This is a genomic window from Desulfosporosinus sp. FKB, from assembly GCF_002196705.1.
GTDB lineage: Bacteria > Bacillota > Desulfitobacteriia > Desulfitobacteriales > Desulfitobacteriaceae > Desulfosporosinus.
Genome location: NZ_NADJ01000026.1, coordinates 1 through 23,885, shown reverse-complemented (window position 1 = coordinate 23,885; position 23,885 = coordinate 1). Strand labels below are relative to the sequence as shown.

22 protein-coding genes and 1 pseudogene are annotated in these 23,885 nt (G+C 47.4%); all 23 read left to right on the top strand.

The window, feature by feature from the left end; translation table 11 throughout:
- Positions 1–161 precede the first annotated feature (161 nt).
- Positions 162–452, top strand: coding sequence for an Asp-tRNA(Asn)/Glu-tRNA(Gln) amidotransferase subunit GatC (gatC, locus tag B5Y67_RS07735; protein ID WP_088225880.1), 291 nt, complete (start codon positions 162–164; stop codon positions 450–452).
- Between the two features lie 19 nt (positions 453–471).
- Complete coding sequence (gene gatA / locus B5Y67_RS07730) at positions 472–1,950, top strand: Asp-tRNA(Asn)/Glu-tRNA(Gln) amidotransferase subunit GatA (RefSeq protein ID WP_088225879.1); 1,479 nt, start codon at positions 472–474, stop codon at positions 1,948–1,950.
- A complete protein-coding gene (gatB, locus tag B5Y67_RS07725; RefSeq protein ID WP_088225878.1) occupies positions 1,937–3,388 on the top strand; it encodes an Asp-tRNA(Asn)/Glu-tRNA(Gln) amidotransferase subunit GatB in 1,452 nt (483 codons plus the stop codon). The genes gatA and gatB overlap by 14 nt, the downstream gene beginning before the upstream one ends.
- A gap of 480 nt (positions 3,389–3,868) precedes the next feature.
- Positions 3,869–4,996, top strand: a complete 1,128-nt coding sequence (nifV, locus tag B5Y67_RS07720) for a homocitrate synthase (protein WP_088225877.1) — start codon at positions 3,869–3,871, stop codon at positions 4,994–4,996.
- Positions 4,997–5,083: 87 nt separating this feature from the next.
- Entirely contained in the window at positions 5,084–6,088 is a 1,005-nt protein-coding gene (locus B5Y67_RS07715; protein WP_088225876.1) for an isocitrate/isopropylmalate dehydrogenase family protein, read from the top strand.
- Between the two features lie 443 nt (positions 6,089–6,531).
- Positions 6,532–7,887, top strand: a complete 1,356-nt coding sequence (locus B5Y67_RS07710; protein WP_088225875.1) for an acetyl-CoA hydrolase/transferase C-terminal domain-containing protein — start codon at positions 6,532–6,534, stop codon at positions 7,885–7,887.
- 186 nt (positions 7,888–8,073) lie between these two features.
- Positions 8,074–8,790 carry a type II CAAX endopeptidase family protein gene (locus tag B5Y67_RS07705; RefSeq protein WP_088225874.1) on the top strand — a complete coding sequence of 239 codons (717 nt, stop codon included), beginning with the start codon at positions 8,074–8,076 and terminating at the stop codon, positions 8,788–8,790.
- Positions 8,791–8,938: 148 nt separating this feature from the next.
- Positions 8,939–9,712, top strand: a complete 774-nt coding sequence (locus tag B5Y67_RS07700) for an ABC transporter ATP-binding protein (protein WP_088225873.1) — start codon at positions 8,939–8,941, stop codon at positions 9,710–9,712.
- Positions 9,713–9,716: 4 nt separating this feature from the next.
- A complete protein-coding gene (locus tag B5Y67_RS07695) occupies positions 9,717–11,564 on the top strand; it encodes a putative ABC exporter domain-containing protein (protein WP_088225872.1) in 1,848 nt (615 codons plus the stop codon).
- Between the two features lie 189 nt (positions 11,565–11,753).
- Positions 11,754–13,145 (top strand): 23S rRNA (uracil(1939)-C(5))-methyltransferase RlmD, encoded by a 1,392-nt coding sequence (gene rlmD, locus B5Y67_RS07690; RefSeq protein WP_088225871.1) that lies wholly within the window; start codon positions 11,754–11,756, stop codon positions 13,143–13,145.
- 254 nt (positions 13,146–13,399) lie between these two features.
- Positions 13,400–13,912, top strand: coding sequence for a GNAT family N-acetyltransferase (locus tag B5Y67_RS07685; RefSeq protein WP_088225870.1), 513 nt, complete (start codon positions 13,400–13,402; stop codon positions 13,910–13,912).
- Between the two features lie 173 nt (positions 13,913–14,085).
- Positions 14,086–14,592 carry a hypothetical protein gene (locus B5Y67_RS07680; RefSeq protein ID WP_088225869.1) on the top strand — a complete coding sequence of 169 codons (507 nt, stop codon included), beginning with the start codon at positions 14,086–14,088 and terminating at the stop codon, positions 14,590–14,592.
- A 169-nt stretch (positions 14,593–14,761) separates the two neighbouring features.
- Positions 14,762–14,965, top strand: a complete 204-nt coding sequence (locus B5Y67_RS07675; protein WP_088225868.1) for a hypothetical protein — start codon at positions 14,762–14,764, stop codon at positions 14,963–14,965.
- Between the two features lie 5 nt (positions 14,966–14,970).
- A complete protein-coding gene (locus tag B5Y67_RS07670) occupies positions 14,971–15,903 on the top strand; it encodes a DNA adenine methylase (protein WP_088225973.1) in 933 nt (310 codons plus the stop codon).
- 29 nt (positions 15,904–15,932) lie between these two features.
- Positions 15,933–16,367: a hypothetical protein gene (locus B5Y67_RS07665; protein ID WP_088225867.1), complete on the top strand. Its 435-nt coding sequence runs from the start codon at positions 15,933–15,935 to the stop codon at positions 16,365–16,367.
- Positions 16,364–16,660: an AbrB family transcriptional regulator gene (locus B5Y67_RS07660; RefSeq protein WP_088225866.1), complete on the top strand. Its 297-nt coding sequence runs from the start codon at positions 16,364–16,366 to the stop codon at positions 16,658–16,660. Before B5Y67_RS07665 ends, B5Y67_RS07660 begins: the two co-directional genes overlap by 4 nt.
- Positions 16,653–17,240 (top strand): hypothetical protein, encoded by a 588-nt coding sequence (locus B5Y67_RS07655; RefSeq protein ID WP_088225865.1) that lies wholly within the window; start codon positions 16,653–16,655, stop codon positions 17,238–17,240. Before B5Y67_RS07660 ends, B5Y67_RS07655 begins: the two co-directional genes overlap by 8 nt.
- An 81-nt stretch (positions 17,241–17,321) precedes the next feature.
- Complete coding sequence (locus B5Y67_RS07650) at positions 17,322–21,956, top strand: S-layer homology domain-containing protein (RefSeq protein ID WP_088225864.1); 4,635 nt, start codon at positions 17,322–17,324, stop codon at positions 21,954–21,956.
- A 33-nt stretch (positions 21,957–21,989) separates the two neighbouring features.
- Entirely contained in the window at positions 21,990–22,550 is a 561-nt protein-coding gene (locus tag B5Y67_RS07645) for a YodL domain-containing protein (protein WP_088225863.1), read from the top strand.
- 88 nt (positions 22,551–22,638) lie between these two features.
- Positions 22,639–22,995 carry a hypothetical protein gene (locus tag B5Y67_RS07640; protein WP_242975898.1) on the top strand — a complete coding sequence of 119 codons (357 nt, stop codon included), beginning with the start codon at positions 22,639–22,641 and terminating at the stop codon, positions 22,993–22,995.
- Between the two features lie 37 nt (positions 22,996–23,032).
- Positions 23,033–23,263, top strand: coding sequence for a DUF6133 family protein (locus B5Y67_RS07635; RefSeq protein WP_088187896.1), 231 nt, complete (start codon positions 23,033–23,035; stop codon positions 23,261–23,263).
- A 26-nt stretch (positions 23,264–23,289) separates the two neighbouring features.
- Complete coding sequence (locus B5Y67_RS07630) at positions 23,290–23,733, top strand: A24 family peptidase (protein WP_088225861.1); 444 nt, start codon at positions 23,290–23,292, stop codon at positions 23,731–23,733.
- A gap of 13 nt (positions 23,734–23,746) precedes the next feature.
- A pseudogene (locus tag B5Y67_RS25835) lies at positions 23,747–23,885 on the top strand (pilus assembly protein CpaB); the annotation flags it as partial.

Below are 23,885 nucleotides of genomic sequence, written 5' to 3'. Positions count from 1 at the left end.
TGAGAAGGAATGGGACAGAACCAGGGACGGTTCTTTGTGGTATCCTGTCGGGATATTGCAAAGAACCGTCCTATTTGCATGATTTGCATATGTTGCCCCAATCTTCCAGATTTGCTATTATAAATAGATAGCGAAAAAATAGTCAAAGGAAGGTGAATTTGATGGCAATTTCACGTGAAGACGTTATATATGTCGCCGGATTGGCACGTTTAGAGTTGAACGAACAAGAAATTCAAGACTATACCCTGCAGTTGAACTCTATTTTAGATTATGCTGCAATGCTGGAACGCTTGGACACCGATGGCGTTGTTCCTACGGCTCATGCTGTTCCTCTGCATAATGTGCTGCGGGAGGACGAAGTAAAACCTTCAATTAGCCACGATAAAACCTTAAGAAATGCCCCGGATGCCGAAGAAGGATTTTTTAGAGTTCCCAGAATTAGTCTCACATAGAAAGGAGGGGCTGGCATTTATGATATTTGAGAAATCGATAAGTGAGCTCCATGAACTTCTTATCCATAAAGAAGTTAGCGCTGCTGAATTAACCAACGCTTACCTAGAGCGAATTGGGGATTTAGATAAAGATTTACAGGCTTATTTAACCGTCTTAGAAAAAGACGCTCAAACCCAAGCCTCAGAGATTGACCAAAAGATCGCTCGGGGAGAAGAGCTGGGGGCCTTAGAAGGAATCCCCATGGCTATGAAAGACAATATGTGTACGGAAGGCGTACGTACAACTTGTGCTTCCCAAATGCTCCGGGAATTTTATCCTCCCTATGATGCTACGGTAACAACACGCCTAAAGGATGCCGGAAGTATTCTTCTAGGCAAATTAAATATGGATGAGTTTGCCATGGGTTCTTCGACCGAGAATTCGGCCTATATGAAAACGCGCAATCCCTGGAATTTAGACTGCGTTCCCGGAGGTTCTTCCGGCGGCGCGGCAGTTTCTGTCGCAGCTGACTTGGCTGCCTTTTCCCTGGGGTCTGATACCGGGGGATCGATTCGTCAGCCGGCAGCCTTTTGCGGCGTCGTTGGCTTGAAGCCAACCTACGGAGCTGTCTCTCGCTTTGGCCTTATCGCCTATGCTTCCTCCCTTGATCAGATAGGTCCTCTAACTAAAACCGTTCGTGACAATGCTTTGGTGATGAATGCGATTGCCGGTTATGATGCCATGGATTCCACGTCAGTTCGCTATGATAAGCCTGATTATACGAAATTCCTGATCAATGATATTAAGGGTTTGAAAATTGGCCTTCCCCGTGAATATTTCGGGGAAGGGATTGACCCGGAGGTCGCTAAAGGGATTCAAAAATGCGTTGAAACCCTGCGCAGCTTAGGGGCTGAAGTGAGCGAATGTTCTTTGCCCCACACAGAATATGCTATCCCGGCCTATTATTTGATCGCAACTGCCGAGGCCAGTTCCAATCTTGCCCGTTATGATGGCGTTCGTTATGGCTATCGGGCTGAAGCCGGCGATGTCTTAGGTATGTTCCGGAAGACTCGGGCAGATGGATTCGGGCAGGAGGTTAAGCGCAGAATTATGTTGGGAACCTATGCCTTGAGTTCCGGTTATTATGATGCTTATTATCTCAAAGCCCAAAAAGTTCGGACCTTAATCAAACAAGACTTTGATCAGGCCTTTGAAAAATTTGATGTCTTGCTGGGCCCCGCGGCACCGACACCGGCCTTTAAATTTGGAGAAAAGTCCAATCCTTTAACCATGTATCTTTCGGACATTACAACGGTTCCGATTAATCTGGCAGGGATTCCGGCTATCTCAATTCCTGCAGGTTTCGTTAATGGTTTGCCCATTGGCATGCAATTGATGGGCAAGGCCTTTAATGAGGGAACACTTTACCGCGTGGCTTATACCTTCGAGCAAACTACAAATTATCACACGTTAAAACCGAATCTTTCCGGGGAGGTGCTTGCTCGTGGTAGTCGCTGATCGCTATGAAATGGTTTGTGGTTTAGAAGTTCACGTAGAACTTCAAACGAAAACGAAAATATTCTGCGGTTGTACAACTGAGTTTGGGGGAGAACAAAATACCCATGTCTGCCCTGTTTGTTTAGGGATGCCGGGGACGCTTCCGGTCTTAAACCGAGAAGTTGTCAATTATGCTATTGGAGCAGGTTTAGCTTTAAACTGTGAAATTGCCGATTTCTCCAAATTTGACCGCAAGAACTACTACTATCCGGATTTGACGAAAAACTACCAGACATCCCAATTTGATCTGCCGATTTGTAAAAATGGCGGTTTGGAAATTGAAGTTGACGGAGTGAAAAAGTGGATAGGAATCACCCGGGCTCATATGGAAGAAGACGCCGGGAAACTTGTCCACAGCGGGGAAACCATCACAACCTCAGATGCCTCGTCCGTCGATTATAACCGTGCAGGAGTTCCTCTTTTGGAGATCGTTTCTGAACCTGACTTGCGTTCTATTCCGGAAGTTTTGGCCTATCTGGAACAATTGGTTCAGATCCTGGAGTACACAGGCGTTTCCGACTGCCGTATGGAACAGGGTTCGGTCCGTTTCGATGTCAATGTCTCCTTAAGGCCAATTGGTTCAGCGACCTTTGGAACCCGAACTGAGACTAAAAACCTTAATTCTTTCAGTTCTGTCCGGCGCTGTATGGAATATGAAATTGCCCGTCAGGCACGTGTTCTTGATGAAGGAGAAGAAGTAATTCAGGAAACTCGAACTTGGGATGAAGGACGGGGGATTACCTTGGCCTTACGGTCCAAAGAAGAGGCTCATGATTACCGTTATTTCCCCGAGCCGGATCTCGTTCCTTTAGTCATTGACCGGCAGTGGGTGGAAGAGATTCGCCAAACTTTGCCGGAACTTCCGCGGGAACGTCGGAACCGCTTGCAAGAGTTAGGGTTATCAGCTTATGATGCGGCAGTAGTCACTCAAACTAAAGCCATGGCCGATTATTTTGACCAGGGTTTAGCCCAAGGTGCAGAGGCTAAGGGTTTAGCGAATTGGGTTATGGGGGATTTGACACGATTGCTGAACAGCAATCAATGCCAAATTGCGGATTCGCCTGTTTCGGCCCAACAGCTGGTGGAATTGATTAAGCTCATTGATAAGGGAACTCTGAGCGGAAAAATTGCTAAATCTGTTTTAGAAGAAATGTATGCTTCCGGCAAGGATGCCGAACAGATCGTCAAGGAGAAAGGGCTTGCCCAAATTAGCGATGAAGGCGCGCTGCTGGGAATCATCGACGGGGTAATCGCTGCTAATCCCCAATCCGTCGAAGATTATCATGCTGGAAAAGAGCGGGCCATTGGTTTCTTAGTCGGTCAGATTATGAAAGCGACAAAAGGACAAGCGAATCCGGGCCTTGTCAATCAGCTGCTTAAAAAGAAACTGTCAGACTAATAGCTTTCTAAATAATATAGTGGTTTATTATATATTGGTTCGGTATTAATCACTTTTCAGTGAACTCGATTAGCTAAAGCTGAACATCGGGGCTTCGGTGACGAAAGTGTCCTGTGGACACTTTCGCCGAAAGCGCCTAGCCCATAACAAATGCTATCGCGCTGAAGTAAAAAGGGAGTTGGCCTATTATCCTTTAAAGTAGGTCAACTCCTTTTAACTTCAGGATGAAATAAATCTTAAAAACCATGTCATATTTTATCTTAGATAAGATAATGATAAGAAAATAAGAAAAATAGGTAATTAAAAATATAAAATATTGAAAAAAGTTAAATTTAAATTCTCTATCAATTAATTCGTAAAGTATACAATATACGCATTTTCTTCTTCTTCAAAGTTAAGAGGTATTATGCTAGTATAGAGAATAAATATTGACTGCGTAGTATAGCATATTTTCAAGTTGAAGAAGAGGAGTGTGTCCAATTGAGACATTTAACGATTGTAGATACAACGTTACGGGATGGGGAGCAAACGGCAGGAGTCGTTTTTTCCAATCAAGAGAAATTGCGCATTGCTCGTTTACTCGATGAGGTTGGTGTGCATCAAATTGAAGCAGGGGTCGCTGTCATGGGAGGGGATGAAAAAAAGGCTATCAGCGCGATAACAAAACTTGGCTTAAAAGCAAGTATTATGGGTTGGAATCGAGCGGTAATCTCAGATATTGAAGCATCTCTTGCCTGCGGTGTTGATGCGGTGGCCATTTCAATTTCTACTTCTGATATTCACATTGAACATAAACTCAAGACGACTCGCGAAGATGTTCTCGAGCGGATGATTAAGGCGACAGAATTTGCTAAACGAGAAGGGGTGTATATTTCTGTCAATGCCGAAGATGCTTCTCGTTCCAGTATGGATTTCCTTGTCCAATTTGCTAAAGAAGCCAAAAAAGCGGGTGCTGATCGCCTGCGTTATTGTGATACTGTCGGAATCCTTGATCCCTTCACCACCTACGATAATATAAAAACGTTAATCGAAAAAGCTGGGATCAATGTTGAAATGCATACCCACGATGATTTCGGCATGGCCACAGCCAATGCTTTAGCGGGCGTTAAGGCTGGCGCTTCTCACGTTGGAGTGACTGTCAACGGTTTAGGTGAACGAGCCGGTAATGCGGCATTAGAGGAAGTAGTTATGGCTCTTAAGTTCTTGCTGGACACCGATTTAAGCTTTGTTACCGAACGCTTTGTTGAACTTTCTGAATATATTGCCCGTGCTTCAGGTCGCATGCTTCCTCCTTGGAAATCTATCGTGGGAAGCAACATGTTTGCCCATGAATCAGGAATCCACGCTGATGGTGCCTTAAAGAATCCTCGAACTTACGAAGCTTTCAGTCCGGAAGATGTCGGTCTGGAACGTCAGATTGTTATTGGCAAACACTCCGGAACTGCTTCGATCAAAGCCAAATTTAAAGAATATGGCAAAGAAATCACTGAAGAAGAAGCCGTGGTAATGCTTGAAAAAGTACGTGCTCTGGCAGTCGATATGAAACGTTCCTTGTTTGACAAAGAGCTGGTTTATATTTACGGGGATATGTTAAAACAAAAAAAATAATAATCCTAAGACCAAGTTCAAAAGGCGGCGTGTGAGCCGCCTCTTTAGACGCCTAGTTTTTCTTCGTATAGAAGGGAGTATTATTCAATGACAGTTAAGGTAACATTAATTCCTGGTGATGGGATAGGACCTGAGGTTAGTGCGGCTACCCGGAAAGTTATCACGGCGAGTCAGGCCCCCTTGGAATGGGAAGTTGTTGAAGCAGGAGAGGCTTGTATTGCTAAATATGGCACTCCTTTGCCGGAGCAAGTATTGGAGACAATTCGCTGCAATAAAGTTGCCATCAAGGGGCCGATCACTACTCCCGTTGGCAAGGGATTTCGTAGTGTCAATGTATCCCTGCGGCAGCAGTTACAGCTTTTTGCCAATGTGCGCCATTTGCGGAATTTGCCGAATGTACCCTCAAAATATCAAGATGTTGATATCGTAGTTGTCCGCGAAAATACTGAGGACCTCTACGCCGGAATTGAGCATAACGTTGGAAATCAGGCTGCGGAGTCAATCAAAGTAATTACCCGCGAAGCATCTGAGCGAATCGGCAGGTATGCCTTTGAACTTGCCCGGCGGGAAGGACGAAAACGTGTGACAATTGTCCATAAGGCTAACATCATGAAGCTGAGTGATGGGCTTTTCTTGGAAAGTGTCCGTAATGTGGCTCGGGATTTTCCTGATATTGAATGTGAAGATCGCATTGTTGATGCTTTGTGCATGAATTTAGTACAAATCCCTGAACAGTTTGATGTGCTGGTCCTGCCGAATTTGTACGGTGATATTGTATCCGACCTCGTCGCAGGCTTGGTTGGAGGTTTAGGAGTTGCCCCGGGAGCAAACATTGGAGAAATGGGAGCTGTTTTTGAAGCTGTTCATGGCAGTGCTCCTCAGATTGCCGGCCAAAATATTGCGAACCCTCTGGCGATGATTCTTTCAGGGGTTGAAATGCTTAAGTATCTGGGATTTGCTAAGGAAGCTCAGAGGGTTGAGAAAGGCGTATACAATGTTTTAACCCATCGAGAGTATATCACTCCCGATTTAGGAGGAACGTCTGGAACTCAAGAAATGGCTCTGGCAATTATTGAGAGTATGGAAGCATAAGAAAGCATAATTATATGACTGAATTCCTGAAAAAGCGATCAAAAACGCTTAAATCTTAATATATAGTCTAAAGTTTGACAAAATTCAACTTATTGAAAAGCAGGTTAAGCATTAAAACTTTAACCTGCTTTTTGAATAAATGACAACTTTGATATACATGTATCTATATGTAGACATTGCAAAAAAATGAAGGCTAATCAGCCTACAATAGAATTTTAAAATTTTACTGTCAACGAAAGTGGACATTATTATCTGATAAATCGGAACATTCAACTAGATATTTCCTGTTTAAAGGCTTGTTGCATACTAAACAAAAGATTCGGAATCCATTGAATAGTCATTGGCATAGAAATTGCAAAGATAATTCATTACTCTCCAAATTAACTAATTCTTGGACTAAGTAAATGCGGTACTTAGGGCTTTGTTCTGGGAGCGAGAGATTCATGGAATTAAGTAAGGGGGATGCAGCATTGATTAGGGAAGAGTATCAGAAAAAATGTGTTACAGCTGATGAAGCAGTAAAAGTGATTCGAAGTGGGGATTGGGTGGAATTTGGTTGGGCTGCCAGCATGCCGACTCTGTTAGATGAAGCATTGGCACGGCGCAAAGATGAACTTCATGACGTAAATATGCGTGGAGGTGTCATTTTAACTCCAATAGCTTGTGTTGAGAGTGACCCTACTGGAGAACATTTTACCTGGAATAGCTGGCATCTTGGCGGACGTGAACGAAAATGGGCTCAGAAAGGTTTAGCTTATTATATACCGCTTAAATATTCAGAAATGCCTCGCTGGATACGTGAAAACTTACAAACAGATGTTGTGGCTATTCAAGTAGCCCCGATGGATGAACATGGTTATTTCAGTTTTGGCGTGTCAATTTCACACTATGCTGCGGCGATTGAAAAGGCCCGTAATGTTATCGTCGAAGTCAACGAAGATATGCCTAAGGTTCATGGCGGTTATGATCACATGGTCCATATTTCTAAAGTGGATTACGTTGTCGAAGGCGGCCACAGAGGACTTCCGATCTTGCCCTCAGCTCCTGCCTCGGATATTGACCGACAGATTGCTTCTTATGTCCTGCCGGAAATTCATGATGGAGCATGCATCCAACTGGGTATTGGCGGAATGCCGAATGCTCTAGGCCAAATGATTGCCGAGTCAGATCTTAAGGATCTGGGGATTCACACGGAAATGCTGGTTGACGGTTTTGTAGATATGGTGGAAGCAGGTAAGGTCACGGGAAAGTGTAAAAACTTAGACCGCGGCAGAATTGTTTATTCCTTTGCTGCGGGTACTCAGAAACTCTATGACTTCATGCGGGATAACCCGTCTTTAGCGGGCTACCCGGTTGACTATTCTAACTTTCCATTTATAGCGTCTCAGATCGATCGATTTGTTTCAATCAACAGTGCTTTGGAAATCGATCTCACTGGTCAAGTTTGTTCTGAATCCGCCGGATCAAGTATGATCAGCGGAGCCGGCGGACAGCTGGATTTTGTGGAAGCAGCTTACCATTCTAAAGGTGGCAAAAGCTTCATTTGCTTGCCTTCTACCTACAAAGATAAAGAAGGAAACATTCACTCCAGAATCAAAGGTACAATGACTTTGGGTTCTGTAATTACGGATACGAGACCAACAGTGCAATTTGTCGTCACTGAGTATGGTAAGGTCAACTTAAAAGGACTATCTACTTGGCAGCGGGCAGAAGCCCTGATTTCGATTGCGCATCCTGATTTCCGAGAGGAACTTATAGAAGAAGCCAAGAAGCTTAAGATTTGGAGAAAAAAAGCTTAGGCTCATAAAGTAACCATATCTGCCTTAAAACTTGGGTCATAATTAAATTTATCATCCTTAACTATAAGAAGGGGAGTTTCCTAATTCGGGACCCCTTCTTTTCTCATCTCTGGACATTAGAGCCGTGAACCCTTAGAATTGGAAAAGGAAGGGTTCAAGTATCATGAGATTGAGGTTGACAGTACTATGGCTAATAAAGTTAAAAAGAAAGACTCTCTAATTCCTCCAAGACACCCGGTCTGGAACATATGGCAAGGATTATTTTTGATAGCTCTTGTCACTCTTCTTGAATTTCCGCTTGGCTGGTTGGAAACCCCTAAGGATCTCGTTTCGATACCCGGAGTGATAAGATTTTTGGGAGTTGGCTTGGGAGATGTTTTCTTATACATTACTGTTATCTGGGTTTTTATGCGCCTTATCCGTCGTCCCTTTTCAGATTTAGGTTTTGTGAGACCCAGTAAACGTTTTTTACTTTTAGGATTAGGGGCAGGATTCTTTTTGTTTTTTAGTATTGGTTTATTGGGGAACGAATTGACTAAAATTTTAGGTATTCCTGCACCACAAAGTTTTGCCCTTGCTGTTAAAGGGGCAAGCTATCCTTGGGAATTCGCTCTCCTCACCTTACTGGGGGGAGTCATAGCACCAATCAAAGAGGAAATGCTCTTTCGCGGTTTAATTTACCCGCCGCTGCGGGAAGCTAACGGCAAGGGCAGAGGAATAATTCTGACCGGAATATTTTTTGCGATGTTACATTTTGACCTTATTCGGTTTTTGCCCTTATTTCTGGGAGGAATTGTACTTACATGGTTATATGAACGCTCTTCCAGTATATGGCCATCGGTTGTAGCTCACGGGACCTGGAATATTTTGATGGCTCTTGCCCTTTGGATTCAGCGTTATTAATGATCACCTTTTTTGAATTGTTCCTGGCATAGATGTACGATACTACTTAGGTCAGCTTCGGGGTTGTTTTGTCAGACGCATTAATCATAAAAATTAAAACAACTTCTTCATTTATATTCTAGAAGAACCGAGAAGGAGAGTTGTAATTGTGGAATCTGTTTTAATCAAGACTCATGGATTGACGAAACGGTATGGGGCGGTACCTGTGGTAAAAGGGCTTGATTTAGAAGTTAAAAGCGGTGAAATATTTGGTTTCTTAGGGCCGAATGGTGCCGGGAAAACGACGACTATTAAAATGTTGACAGGTTTGCTGGACCCTAGTGAAGGAGAGGCCTTGATCTGTAACTATGATATTAGCAAACAGCCTACTCAAGCTAAGTCTTTAATGGCCTATGTGCCAGATCAGCCTAAATTATATGGTAAGCTTTCGGCAAGAGAATTCTTGTACCTTATTTCTGCCCTTTACAGAGTACCTAAGAATGTCGTGAAAGAGAGGGCAGAACAGCTGCTGAATTTGTTCGGACTTCAAGAACGAGCGGATGAGTTGCTGGAAGGCTATTCTCATGGCATGCGCCAAAAGGTGGTATTGGCATCAGCTCTTATCCATCAGCCCAAGGTAATTCTTCTCGATGAGCCTACTGTTGGTCTTGATCCGGGAAGTGCTCGTTTGCTCAAAGATGTTTTGCAGGAAATGGCTCGACAAGGGGCTGCTGTTTTTGTATCCACACATATACTGGAGATTGCCGAAAGGATGTGCCATCGCGTTGGCATTCTTAAAGATGGCTCGCTGATTGCTCAAGGCAGTCCTGAAGAGCTGCGGCAGAAAGTAGGACATGAAGGAGAAAGCCTGGAAGATATCTTCTTAGAGCTTACAGGCGGTCATGAAAATGCTGAACTGATTAAGAGTCTGGGGGAGGGCTAAAGTTATGAAAATCCTATTGCCTCCGCCTTTGGAAAGTCCGCCGCCGGAACAATCATTTTGGCAGAATTTTCTGCTCCTGCTTGGAAATCAGCTGCGAGTTAGTTGGAACAAACTTCGTCACAGGCCGGTGGGAGCCCTTATGGGCATGGCAGGGCTTTTAATAGGGGCCATTGCAATTATTGCTTCTCTAGGGATTTACGCTTATGGTTCTTTAAAGGCTCTGTCCCCCAATACAGTTCAGGGCTTCCTTTCGATGCTGTTTATGGTCGGCTTAGGGGCTCAGATCTTTTTTGGTATTACAGGAGCATTTGTTGCCCTTTATATGTCCGATGATCTTGAGCTTTTGTTCATGGCACCGGTACCTATTAAAGCTGTGTTTGCGGTTAAATCGTTAGTGATTATTGGCAGCAATTTTTTAACGGTCGTTTTGTTTGCCTTCTTACCTGGACTGTTTTGCGGATTGCTTTTTAAAGCCGGAGTTTCATTCTATATCTTGGTTTTATTGGTCGGCCTTGGTTTATGGGCAATAGGGACAGCGATCGCTGAACTGATCAATCTGCTGGTAATGCGTATTATTCCGCCCCATCGCAGTAAGGAAGCTATCGGCTTTATAGGGGCTTTGGCAGGAATTATCATTGCCATTAGTTTTCAACTTCCGAATATGTTAATCAACAGCCGAAACAAATTCGATATTGGCTCTTGGCTGGAACAACAAAAACAGATGCTTAGTGTCATGAAATTTTTCCCCTGGGGATGGGGTTCGTCGGCACTCGTTGCGGGTGTATCTCAAAATTTCTTAGGTGGGTTAGCCTGGAGTCTGTTAATACTTTTGGTCGGGATATTACTTTTCTTAGTCGCTTTTAATCTTGTTGAGAAAGGATTCCGCAGAGGATTCATTTCCCTCAGTCAAGGTGAAAGAGGAAAACGGCGAAAGGCTCAGGCAGAAGAGGGGAGCGGGAAACTGCAGAAGGCCCCTTCCCTTGCTTTCCTTATGCAAGACGTTGTATCGCCATCATCTCCCTGGTTAGGAATGTGGGCCGTAGCCAAAAAGGATTTGCTCTCAATGAAGCGTGATACCCGGGAGTGGTTCGGCTACTTAGTACCTCTGATTATTATGCTTTTCTTTGTCGGACAGTTTTTATTTTCGTCTGTTAAAACTTCCGGCAGTACATTGATGACCGTGTTAATCATGTATACCATTATGTTCAGCGGAAATATGGCTTTACAATCTTTTGGCCGTGAGGGAGAATCAGACTGGCTCTTAAACAGCGTGCCTCTTGCAGGATGGCCAGTCGTCTGGGGAAAGTTATTGGCCGCTATTTTACCTACGTTGGTGTTAATGGAAGCACTGTTAGTTGGGACTGCATTGGCTATAGGGGTTTCCAAGACTCTCATTATTGCTTTGGTCGTTGGAGCGGTGTTCCTCGCTTTAGGATCAAGTTCTATCGGGCTCTTTTATTCGATTAATAACTGCCGTTACAATCCCGATACGCCTCAGCAGCGGATAGCCCCAGGTGCTTCCTTGTTTATGTACCTGATAAACTTGTTTTTCATACTTTTATTAGCCTTAGGCTTAACCTATCTTTTTTTGCCAAGTGAGTTGGTTTTCGCTCTTAGAGACCTTCCGGCTGTTACCTACGAAGGAGGTTTAAGGTCAGGGCTGTTTTATGGAATCTATCTTTTGAGCCGCCCCCTCTTATGGTCAACCGCTTGGCGAGTTTTTCTGGGAGTTATCGTAACGGGCGGAATATGGGCGGCCATGTTTTTCGGATTTATGGCAGCTACCGTTCGGCAGAGCCGGAAAGGTTTTCGAGTGGAAATTATTGCAGGCAGAAAGAAAAGAAGCCGATAGGATGAAGCAACTTTCCATAGACGAATTCACTTTTGTGGGCAAATCAACCTTTCTTTGAGTACCAACTCCAAAACGGATTTGTGGACATATGCGAAAGAGGAGCGAACTATAGGTTTGCAGAGGGAAAGCTATTGGAAAGTATGGATACCTGAATTACAATGAACTGGAATATATTGGGGAGGAAGAAAGGTGAAATCAAAGTATCCGGTTAAAGGGAAAATCAATGCCATCGGCGTTATTAATTTGGAATGTCTGCGTCTTTCCTCAGACGGAATGGCCGTGGGATATTATGAGGGCAAAGCTACCTTTGTACCTGGCTTGCTGCCCGGGGAAATAGGCCAGGTCCAGATTGTAGAAACGAAGAAAAACTGGCAGCGAGGAAAACTGCTTAGGATTATGAAAAAATCTGAAGACCGGGTCGACCCGCCTTGCAGCGTTTTTTCTGTTTGCGGCGGCTGCCAACTGCAGCACCTTAAGGATGAGCAGACTTTAGTCTGGAAGAGACAGTGGGTGGCTGATGCTCTTGCCAGAATCGGTAAAATACAAATGGATAACGTTAAAATTCATCCAACTATTGGTATGGATCATCCGTGGCGCTACCGCAACAAAGCCCGTCTCCATTGCGGAGAGACGGGCAGCATTGGTTACTATCAGGAGAAAAGCAAAGCGACGGTTCGGTTTAGCGACTGCCTTTTGATCAGTGAAAGAATGAATCGTTGGGTAGGAGAAGTGGAAAAACTTCTGAGCAAACAGAATGAGAAATCCCTTTCCCGGCTGACCTCGCTTACCTTGAGGGAAAATTCTCAAGGAGAAGGAATGCTGATTCTGGATTCCATGGAAAATGTTTCTCTGAGGGATAGTTTTCTGCCGGATGCACAAAGGTCTGAGGTATGGCCCGAGCAGAACAAAGAAGGAAAGGTGCCAGGACCTGAAGATACAGCCTTAGGACTCCGCTGGGTCTGGGGTATCACCGGTTCAGGAGAACCGGTGCGTATCGCTGGTCAAGGGGATTTTACCGAGAGCGTGTTGGAAGCTAAGTTCAAGATCTCTCCCCTGGCCTTCCTTCAAGTCAATCCTGCTCAGACCCGCAGACTTTATCAAACGGTGTTGGATTGGGCAGAGCTTTCAGATGAGAAAGTGGTTTGGGATCTTTACTGCGGAATTGGGACTATTACTCTGGCTTTAGCGGCAAAAGCTAAAAAGGTCTGGGGAATTGAAGAAAACCCCTGCGCTGTGGAAGATGCTAAGGAAAATGCTAAGCATAACCAGATTGATAATGTGGAGTTCATTGTTGGAAAAGTGGAGGATACCTTCCGGAAAATCACCGACCAACCGGATATTGTAGTCCTCGATCCGCCTCGGGCCGGGGCGCACAAGAGCGTGTTGGAGCGATTATTGGAATTGCAGCCGAAGCAGATCATCTATGTCTCCTGTGACCCGGGGACGTTGGCACGGGATCTGGGGATATTGCAGAGCGGGGGATATCAGGTGGCTGAGGTGCAGCCGGTGGATATGTTTCCGTGGACGGTGCACGTTGAGTGTATAATAATGATGACGAATAGTGGTTCTAAGGGCAAATGAGGCAGGTCAACCACTATATGTAGTGGTTTTTGTGCAAAAAATGGGTAAAAATTGAGGCAAAAAACTGCGATTTTTGACCCTGTTTTTTGGGGCGTTTCATAGATGACATTCGGTATTTCAGAGTCCATGCTTGAATTTCTCATGGTTGGGCAATAAAATGATAAATATAGAACATATAAACAAACAGGAATTTATCAATGTTCATAATTCGTGCAAAAGGTAGATCAAATATATTTGGCAGGAGAAATTTTGACATGGTTATTTTGCGAACACCACGTTTGTACATGCGGAAAATACAAACAGATGATTATAGTTCTGTCTGCTCAATTTTGCAGGACATTCATGTCATGTATGCTTGGGAACATGCCTTTTCTGATGAGGAAGTAGTGCAGTGGATTGACGAAAATATTATGAGATATAATAGGGACGGTTATAGTTACTGGGCAGTAATAGAAAAAGCGTCTGATAAGTTAATTGGAGTCACCGGGTTAATTTCTGAACAAGTAGATGATGAAAACTATGTCGGAGTTGGCTATATTTATCAAAAATCATATTGGGGAAATGGGTATGCCTTTGAAGCCGCTTCTGCTTGTGTTGATTATGCTTTTAATATTTTGCATCTAGATGAAATTACGGCGCAAATTCGACCGGAGAATACGGCTTCAAGAAAAGTGGCTGAAAGACTTGGCATGTGTATAAAGAAGCAGTTTATTAGACGTTATAAAAACAAAGACATACCTCATCTTCTTTATAGCCGTACAATATAAGCATTGTTTTTGTCGCAGTTTATATCAACAATGTGAAGCTACAAATTCTAATTTATTTAATTGAATATAACTGATTCCTGAAAATTTGCGGGAGTATTTTCTAACGAAGATACCCCCGCTTTTTTTATGCCCTTTTTTAGGGACTCATACTAAAACGAATGGAGGAAGTCAAAATGGCAAATGAAACAATTCGTATCTTTTTCCCTCTGAAGATTTTCAGCTATCCTCAGTACGACTGCTCGGAAGATGAGCGGGAGGAGGATATCTCACCCAGAGAAGCGGTGGCGTATGAGGATCAAATTCTTGCCGCCATAGCCAAGGAGAATCGGTTCTTCGAAAACGACCGAGGACTTGCCGAATACATCCACGACGAAGCTCTCAATAAAAAGGTGTATAGCATGTACCCGTCAGTTGAAATCGTCGACGGTGAGCTGTGGGGAGTCATGAGCGCTGGACTGAAGGAGTCCCTCTCAGGAGAGGAAACCGCTGAACTTCTTGACTTTGTGACTGGACAGAACAGTGACGGCTACGGCGAAGGTCTGGAACAGCGTTCGATTAAAACTCCTGACGGCGAGATCTACGTCAGCTTATGGAATCATGAAAACTATTCCTTAAAGCTCGAGCAGGAGATGAAAAACAGCTCACCCGACCTTGGATACGGAGGTCAGGTGATGGGATGAATGAAAAAGTGAACGGACAAATAGCGCTCTTAGGTTTCTAATGAAGCTGAAGGGCGCTTTTTTGTTGCAGCAGATTGCTGTGAGTTATACAACTTAATAAAAGAACGGGAAGGCGCTGTCTTACAAAATGGCAGCGCCTTTTTTGTTTTTCCGAGAAAGGAGCTGAACTATGAACTATGATGTAACACCAGAAGAAAAAACAGTTGCGGGAGTAACCGATCCGCCGATTAAGTATTCCTTACCTCCGCCCAAAGATCCAAACTGTTGTATAGGATGTTCCTATCCTGGCGTCGGCTTTATTTGCTGGAGTCCTGACGGCTCCTGTCTGAGAACCGACGTTGATAAATTCAGCCGTCCGAGCAAAGGCAGGTGATGAAAATGAACAGCATCATCAGCTGGGTTGGCGGCAAAAAGGCTCTGCGGGATTTGATCTATCAGCGTATGCCGAAGGAATTCGGACGGTACATTGAGGTCTTTGGCGGCGGAGGCTGGGTGCTGTTCGGACGGCCTCCGGATGCCGCTATGGAGGTCTACAACGATTTCAATTCAGACTTGGCAAATCTGTTCCGCTGTGTCCGCGACAGGCCCTTCGCCCTTCTCAAGGAATTGAACTTCTTCCCGTTGAACGGACGGGATGAATTCAATGTCCTTAAAAAATATCTGGAGAAGGAGGAATTCACAAACGAGTATCTTCAGGAGGAACTGGAGATCGCTGAGCGGTATCTTTCGGAACCGCAGTTTGAAGAAATCAAAGCGATCCTTCTTGAAAACGCACAGATTAATGAGGTCAAACGTGCCGCTGCCTTTTACCGTCTTATACGCTTAAGCTACGGAAGCGGATGCACCAGCTATGGCTGCCAGCCCTTCGACATTCGTAAAACCTTTCACCTTCTCTGGCAGGGCAGCCGGAGGCTTAAGGATACGGTCATTGAGAACAAGGACTTTGAAGCCCTGATCAAGCAGTATGACCGTGAAAACGCCTTTATCTACTGTGACCCGCCATATTATCAGACGGAGGGACACTACAAGGTGGTGTTCAGAAAAGAGGATCACTACCGTTTGCGGGATACTCTTGCATCATGCCAGGGGAAATGGCTGGTCAGCTACAACGACTGCGAATTCATTCGGGAGCTATATAAAGACTTCAACATTGAAGCGGTCAGCCGTATCAATAACCTTGCTCAGCGCTACGACAACGGCTGCGAATACGCTGAAGTTCTAATCTCAAATTACGATACCAGCGAAAGGCTGAGGGACATGCCGTCTCAGCTGGGGCTCTTTGATCACGCCGGATCATACGGCATGGAATAACAAATCAAATCTATAGGAGGTACATCGATATGAAACTGTTTGAAATGCGGGCCATCTTGGATGAACATGGCTTCATCACTCTTCCTGCGGAGCAGCTCGTCAGCGCAGGACTGAAGTTTGGCGACGAGGTGCGTGTCACTCTCATTGTGAATCAGAAAGAGACGGAAAGCCTGTATCCTCAGCTTGTCGTCACACCTCATGGAGTGGAAGCTGCTTTGCCCCTAGCCGGATGGCAGAAGGACGATGAAGAAATCGACTTGACTCTGCCCAACACTCTGCTGGAAGCAGCGGAGATACCGGAGGGCAGCGACCTGGAAATCATCTGCGCACCAGGAATCATCGTCTTTAAAGAATCGGATATCTTAGACAATCTGCCAGACGAGCTCCGCGAGCTATTTGGTCAGCTTGGAATTCATCCCGACACGGTTCGGGAGGTTATGAGAAAGGAGGGATACTTCGTATGAAAGCAAAGCCCATTTATAAAATCCTGGATGACAAGGGACGCGTACTGATTCCGAAGGCACTTCGTGCTGCCACCGAAATGGAGCATGGAGATATTGTGCGACTCGGAATCCAGAAGGGTATCATCACGGCAAAAAAGATTGATCTGATTGAGATCGGCGATCAGTCGCCGGAGGCGGTGGAAGCATTCGTTCGCGCTGCCATCCGCGATATGCCGGAGGAAACATTGATATCCATAGCCGCAAAACTGCTGGACATAATCGAAAAACGAAAGGGGCCGATTCGCCTTGACTGAGAAAGATTTATTCACACAGGAGGACTGCCAGCAAACTGGATATGACATGCCCATCAGCGGTAGGGTCATTTTGCTCCGACCTTCCTCCTTGCAGGGAGAAAACCAGAACGCAAAGCATCAGCTGTACTACTGCACTGGAGGAAACGGAAGCAATAGCAATCCTATCGGGCGATCCGTCTTTACAGTCTCCCTTGCAAACGGAGAGCAGGTTCGCTGGAACCGAAGTGATGTGCTTGGGATCGCGAAGCCGGAAATCCTATCTGACCATGCTCGGCTTCAGCTCTCACAGATCCGTCCGGCTGACGCGTTGGATTTGAAAAGCCACGAGCCAAAGTACAGCGGCTATTGCTTTTTGACGGACGGAAGATACACCTCCGGCGTATGGCTGTGCAGTACCAAGGAGGTACAGGACTATATCGAGATGCAGAAGGACTACCAACACAGGATGATGATTTGCGACAGGGATGACTTCTGCGTTTTTGAGATGATTGAAGGAAAGCTCATTCATCCGTCGCCGGAAGCCCTGGAAGCACTCTTAAAGGAGCAGCAGGAGCCGGGCGGCATGGAGTTGAAGCTATGAAACCAATAGAGAATTGAGACCGGAGTCAATTAATGATTCCGGTTTTTTGTTATCAAAATTTAGAGAAAGGACTGAAAACCCATGAAACAGAAAGGAAAGCACATCGCCATCATTGCCCTTGCTCTGCTTCTTCTGATATGCGGCGGCATCTATACGGCATACCGCCTGCATCCGGAGAGCTTTGTCGGGCAGGACGATATCATCACCCGCGGTGAGTACGCCGCGATTCTGTCGCGGGATCTTTCGCTTGACATCACAAACGCGGAAAAAGACCCGCCCAGCTTCCCCGACATAGATGGTCACTGGTCGGAGAAATACATCGAGGCGCTGATAGACGCCGGAATCATTAACCCCGCCGATTACCCTGACGGTTTCCATCCTGATGATCCCATCACCCGTGCCGAAATCATCAAGATGCTCGTAAGAGCGGAGGGGAAAAACGAGGAAGCCGAAAACACTCAGGGGCACAGCGGGTATCAGGATCAGCTGGATATCAAGGATGATGACAAAGGATATGTCATCATCGGCCGCGAGGACGGAATCATCGGGGACACGGATGATAATAAAATCCACCCCAACGATCCGGTGACCAAGGGCGAAGCCGAAAATCTGAACGACAAGACCAAGCCGGAACCGTCCGTACCAACGCCGACAAATCCGTCACAGACTCCGGGCGCACCGACGCCGAGCCCTGTGCCTGAACCCACGAAGCAGCCAGTGCCCACACCGACGAATCCGGTTGAAGGTCAGCCAACCCCAACTCCTACACCGACTCCCACGCCAACGCAGGGCAATCCGAGCGGCGGTTCCGGAGGCTCGGGGGGCCACACATATTATCCTAATGCTCAGATAAGTTTTGAGTTTCCCGAAACCGCTCACACCGACAGCGAAATCCAGGTTATGCCTGTATGGAAGTATATGAAAAGCTACACCTGGTCACTGACCAGAACTGCTATGGACGGCTCTCAGAAGCCCGTAGAGCTGGCGGACGCAATCAGCGGAACCCTCGGTCTGGAGGGAGGCACAATCCAGTTCAAGGCGGACGGACAATATACTCTGACCGCCACGGCGAAAAACGCCAGAGGAAAAGAAACCGTGCTGTCTAAGCAAATTACGGTGCATCCGGTTATCGAACTGAGCTTTGACCTGCCGGAAACAACCCATACGGACAAATCAATCACGTTTACTTTTCCGTTGGAAAAGCTCTACGGCCACGACATTGTGTGGACGGCAACGAAGGACGGAGAAACCGTTCAGACGACCGACATTCTGGAGGGAACGCTCGGAAATGAAGGCGGTACCTTTGTGTTCAGGAATAAGGGTGAATATACACTCACAGCGTCCATAACAGACAATACCGGCCGCGTATTCACCCACAGCGAAAGCACCAAGGTCTATCCGGTTGCCGGAATTTCCTTTGACCCCCCGTCTGCCTCCCATACGGATACATCTTTCGACGTCTCAACTGTGCTGACGGAGGCTGACGGACTGACAGTCAATTGGAGTCTTACCAAAAACGGCGAGGCGGCTGCCATTGCGGATGCGGTTGACGGTGTACTGACCAACGACGGCGGCACGGTCCGTTTCAAGGACAAGGGAGTATATATGCTTACCGGGACGCTCACCGATGAAACCGGCAGAACCTTTAAAGCTTCTGATACGGTCACCGTATACCCTGTAGGCTCCATCGGCTTTTATGCGCCGGAGATCACCCACACCGACGAAACGGTCCATGTGGAAACATGCTTTGAGAATCTCGGCGATGCCGCAATCGAGTGGTCGCTGACAAGGGACGGAAAAGCTGTTGACCTTGTCGACGCGGTTCAGCGCGAGCTGACCAACGACGGCGGCTTTATCCGTTTTACAGACAAGGGTGAGTATGTTCTGAAAGCCGCCTTCACCGATCCGGCCGGCAGAACCTACAGCTATACCGCGCCGGTCAAGACGTATCCCGTCCCCAGTATCTCGTATACCTTGCCGGAAACCGCTCACACCGATACCACTGTCAGCGTGGTTCCGGAAACCTCCGAGCTGGGCGGCCTGAAGGTTGAGTGGCTGTTGGAGAACGGCCTCGGATTCCAGGATTTTGGGACGTATGTCGACGGGACGCTTGATAACAGCGGCGGCTCCATCCGCTTCAAGCATGCCGGGACCTATGAACTGATCGCGCGCATTACTGATGAAACCGGCCGGGTATTTTTATTCGAGAACGGCGGCAGGATCGAAGTCCTGCCGGTGTTAGGCATTTCCTTTGAGCTTCCCGAAGCGACTCACACTGATCGCACCATCGACCTGAGAACACGCGGCAACAATAACGTGCTGCCGGTGGAGTGGACAATCACCAAGGACGGCGAGCAGGTTGAACCTTCGGATGTCATGGAGGGAAGCCTGAACGCCTACGGCGGGAAAATACGCTTTACGCAGGTCGGAGATTATACCCTCACCGCCTCCATGACAGATGCGCTGGGCAGAGCGTTCTCTTACAGCGCATCCACTTCGCTCTATCCGATCCCGTCGATTTCACTCAGCGCGCCTCTGGTCTGGTATGCTGGTGAAGTCGGTACAGTCAGCGTCAGCGGTACGGATTTGGCGAACCTTACCGCGGACTGGACAGTCGTGAAAGATGACGGCGGTGCCGAACCGTATTACAATTACGCATCCGGTACGCTCACAAAAGAGGGCGGCAGCCTGACCTTTCCGACAAAGGGACAGTATGAGCTGACTCTTACCATGACGGACCCCACCGGCCGCACCTTTGTTCAAAGCAGAAACCTCACGGTCTATCCTATCCCATCGATGTCACTGAGCCTCCCGCAGACCTGGCATGCCGGGGAAGCCGGAACGGTCGGCGTCAGCGGTACGGATCTGGAGAACCTTACAGCGGGCTGGACAATCAAGCAAGGGGATGACGATGAGAAGCCTTACTCTGATTATACTTTCGGTGCTCTGGCCAAGGATGGCGGTTTAATCACCTTCCCGTCGAAAGGACAGTACCAGCTGATCCTCACGATGACGGATACCAACGGCCGTGCTTTCACCGAAAGCCGAAATTTCACAGTCTATCCCATTCCGTCCGTTTCGCTCATTATCCCAGAGCCATGGTACGCTGGCGAAGCCGGAACGATCGGCGTCAGCGGAACGGATTTGGAGAACCTCACGGCGGACTGGACGATCTGTCAGGGCAGAGGTGAGATAAAGCCCTATTCAGCCTATGCCGCCGGAAACCTAGCTAAAGCGGGTGGCACAATTACCTTCCCCTCAAAAGGACAGTATGAACTGACTCTCATGCTGACGGACCCAACCGGCCGCACCTTTACTAAGAGCCGGAGCTTCACAATATCTCCTATCCCGACCATGAGCATCGGCGTCCCGCCGCTTATCTACAGCGGTGACCCAATTGCCGTTACCGCCTTAGGTGCGGAGCTTGATGGAGCGAACGTCAACTGGCTCATCTCTGTGGATGGCGGCGAAGCAAAGCCCTACACCCAATACGCGGCAGGCTCAGTCGGAGCAAGCGGCGGCAGTCTTACCATCAGCACGGATAAAACCATTGCGGTAAAGCTGATTGCTGAAGCTACGGACACAAACCGCAGGAAATTCACCTTTACGTCCAACACAGCGACCGTCAAGCCAATTGCGAGCTTCCCGTTCATCGTTCCGTCCTCCGTGCATATCGGCTCTAGCTTCAGCGTAACCCTGCCGGCCACATTCGGACTGGAGGGCAGAAGCCTCACCTGGTTGCTGACCAAGGGAGGCACCCCGGCAAGCTACAGCGGAAGTCTCTCAAACAGCGGCGGCAGCATCACCATCAACGCCACCGGCAGCTATACCCTGACTGCCGGTACGACCGACAGCGCAGGCAGAACATTCAGCTATTCTCAGAACATCACCGTCACCAATAACGCGCCGAACAAGCCGACTGGCGGCGCGTCGGTCACCCGAACCGCAAAAGACGGAAAGCTTCTGGTTAACCTCTCAGCTTACGCCGCCGATCCTGACGGCGACGCAGTAAGCTTGGAATATTCCGGCAACACTGCTGACAGCTACTATGCTGTGGGAACCCATACCGTGAAGGTTCGGGCAAAGGACGCATGGGGACTGTATTCCGACTGGACAGATATAAGCTTCACAGTAAACAACTCAGCTCCCACAACACCGGTGATCACCCGTACTCCGGACGGCAACAGCGTCGCACCCGGCGTACCGATCACAATCACCGCCTCCAGCGCCGATCCTGACGGCGACGCCATCACCTATGTATGGGAAGGGCGTCCGGCACAGACCAGTACCAATTATCCGCTGGGGAAAAATGTGGTACGCGTAAAAGCCGTGGATTCCACCGGAGCTGAATCGCCCTGGGCTGCCATTGTGTTCTTTGTGTCTGATCCAGATAGAGGCGGCGGCATGACGCTAACCGGCCCTGAATCCGTAATTTTGGAGCAAGGCATCGCGGGGGCGACAATTACTAGCTACACCTTCACGGTGCCTCCCGTTTCCGGACACAGCGGTCAGGATTTCGGGCGTGTGCGCGGTTACAACATTTTGACCGGGCAGTGGGATCAGCTGGACTACTCGCCGACGACCAACGGCATCACCTTCAGCCGCACCCTGTCGCCGGGAATCTACAGTCAGCTGGAGTTCTACTACTATACCAACCATGACTGCATGTACAACAAGAGCAACATCACTTATTCCGTCACCTTCTACTTCGAGTAATGCGGCAATCTTAACGCCGGGAAAGGAGGTTCCATGAACAGTATTCAGATTAAAAACAACCGCATCCTTTACTACGGCAACACGGCAGGCTATGTTGAAAAGGGCAAAGCCATTGTCGATCTGCTGTTCCAGACCGACGAGCTAAAGTCCTATCTTATAGAAAAACAGGGTTTAGACGTGGAATGGAAAGACGGCGTGTTCGCACGGCTGGCGAAAGGCAGGATAGACCCGGAGGGCAATACGCAAATCCTAAAGAGCTGCCGTGTCTGGCTGCTCAGACCCGATGTTGATCCCATGATGAAATTCATCGGATACGACGAGCTACTGGAGAATTTCGGAGAGCCTGACCCGGACAATTACCGGGTGGTTTACGACGGCGAGGCGGACACCAACGATCTGGAGGCGCTCTTCGCCAAATTCAATCTCGACCACCCGTCCGGTTATGAGGGGCATAGCCTCTCTATGTCCGATGTTATCGAGTTATATGATGCATCCGGCAGCACCTTTCACTATGTAGATCGCTTCGGGTTTAAGGAGGTATCCTTCCAGCCGCAGGAGCAGGGGCTGTACCAAGAACCGGAGATGAATATGTAACCCCAACAGCTGCAGCCGAAAGGCTGTTTTTTAATCCGCAGTTTAACACCGGCCTAAACCACCGGTGTTTTTTGCTGCATATACGGAGGTGGTAAACACGAAAGTAGTAGAGTTGGAACTGGATCTGATCAGAGTCGTGTGCGATCCCAGCCCTCTTTTTAAGTATCAGCTTATTTACAGGGACGGATTGGCCACAGGTGTGGCGGGAGTATACAGCTTCGACGAGGACTGGTATTACCTTTACAAAAATGACACGGAAAGATACAGGGTCAAGCGGTGCAAAGACCTGGAAGGCATTCCGCCCGCCTTTACCTATAAGAAGCAGCAAAGAAGGCGGGAAGATAAACCGGGGAAAAAACCCCTTGAGCAAAGTGTTGCGGCAGATCCGCCCGTTTCGGAAGAAGTGCCGGAGCAAAGCGGCTCCTTACGTATGGGCGGTATTTAAATTAAAAATTGCCAATAAAAAATGGAGGTAAATCACAATGAAAAAATTCGTAAACAAGGTAAACGCTAAGATCATGGAAAAAGCGGTTATGGCTCAGACCCTTCTCCTCTCCCAGCGCGGAGAAGGCTTTGTAGATACCGCCATCAAAATCCTGATGTCAGTCGTCATCGGCGCCCTCGTCCTCGGCGGTCTCTACGCCCTGTTCGGCGAAACTGTTCTGCCGACACTGAAGCAGCGCATAGTCGATATGTTCAATTATGGGAACTGATCCGGACGCTTTGGTACTGTTCAATTATGGGAACTGATCCGGACGCTTTGGTACAGCTGGCTCCGCTTGTACAGGGCGGCTTATTTGCAGCACTGCTCTTGTCGGCCTCGGTCTTTGATATACGAAAGAAAATCATCCCCGACAGAATCTGCTTTGGGATCACTCTGACCGGACTGCTCACCTTTGAACCGGTGAAGCTGGGCGGAATTTTCACCGCCGTGTTCTTTTTAATAGCCGCACTGCTTTTTGGCGGTATGGAGGGCGGGGATATCAAGCTCATGGCGGCTGCGGGGCTGGTACTGGGCTTCAGCAAAAGCATAACCGCAACGGTCATAGGCTTAACCGCCCTGCTGGTATTCCATACAGGTAATACAATAATCCAAAAACTGCGCGGGAGGACTGCTCAAAAGTCATATCCTCTCGCGCCATTTCTTTCCCTCGGCTGCCTGGCAGCCTACTTTTTAACTTAAGGAGGAACACCCTATGGGCTTTCTAAAAAACCGCACGGTGCTTGGAGTAATCTGCATTGTGCTTTCTTTACTTATCTGCTTTGCACTCACGCCTTTGTTCAATCAGAGTGTCTCGCAAAAGACTCAGATCATCCGTGTCGTCAAGGACATTA

Coding starts and splice junctions, on each gene's coding strand:
- B5Y67_RS07670 (WP_088225973.1), top strand. CDS start 14,971: ATGAACAGCATCATCAGCTGGGTTGGCGGCAAAAAGGCTCTGCGGGAT.
- B5Y67_RS07680 (WP_088225869.1), top strand. CDS start 14,086: ATGGCAAATGAAACAATTCGTATCTTTTTCCCTCTGAAGATTTTCAGC.
- B5Y67_RS07630 (WP_088225861.1), top strand. CDS start 23,290: ATGGGAACTGATCCGGACGCTTTGGTACAGCTGGCTCCGCTTGTACAG.
- B5Y67_RS07650 (WP_088225864.1), top strand. CDS start 17,322: ATGAAACAGAAAGGAAAGCACATCGCCATCATTGCCCTTGCTCTGCTT.
- B5Y67_RS07695 (WP_088225872.1), top strand. CDS start 9,717: ATGAAAATCCTATTGCCTCCGCCTTTGGAAAGTCCGCCGCCGGAACAA.
- gatC (WP_088225880.1), top strand. CDS start 162: ATGGCAATTTCACGTGAAGACGTTATATATGTCGCCGGATTGGCACGT.
- B5Y67_RS07660 (WP_088225866.1), top strand. CDS start 16,364: ATGAAAGCAAAGCCCATTTATAAAATCCTGGATGACAAGGGACGCGTA.
- B5Y67_RS07715 (WP_088225876.1), top strand. CDS start 5,084: ATGACAGTTAAGGTAACATTAATTCCTGGTGATGGGATAGGACCTGAG.
- B5Y67_RS07665 (WP_088225867.1), top strand. CDS start 15,933: ATGAAACTGTTTGAAATGCGGGCCATCTTGGATGAACATGGCTTCATC.
- B5Y67_RS07635 (WP_088187896.1), top strand. CDS start 23,033: ATGAAAAAATTCGTAAACAAGGTAAACGCTAAGATCATGGAAAAAGCG.
- B5Y67_RS07675 (WP_088225868.1), top strand. CDS start 14,762: ATGAACTATGATGTAACACCAGAAGAAAAAACAGTTGCGGGAGTAACC.
- B5Y67_RS07710 (WP_088225875.1), top strand. CDS start 6,532: ATGGAATTAAGTAAGGGGGATGCAGCATTGATTAGGGAAGAGTATCAG.
- B5Y67_RS07645 (WP_088225863.1), top strand. CDS start 21,990: ATGAACAGTATTCAGATTAAAAACAACCGCATCCTTTACTACGGCAAC.
- B5Y67_RS07705 (WP_088225874.1), top strand. CDS start 8,074: ATGGCTAATAAAGTTAAAAAGAAAGACTCTCTAATTCCTCCAAGACAC.
- B5Y67_RS07685 (WP_088225870.1), top strand. CDS start 13,400: ATGGTTATTTTGCGAACACCACGTTTGTACATGCGGAAAATACAAACA.
- gatA (WP_088225879.1), top strand. CDS start 472: ATGATATTTGAGAAATCGATAAGTGAGCTCCATGAACTTCTTATCCAT.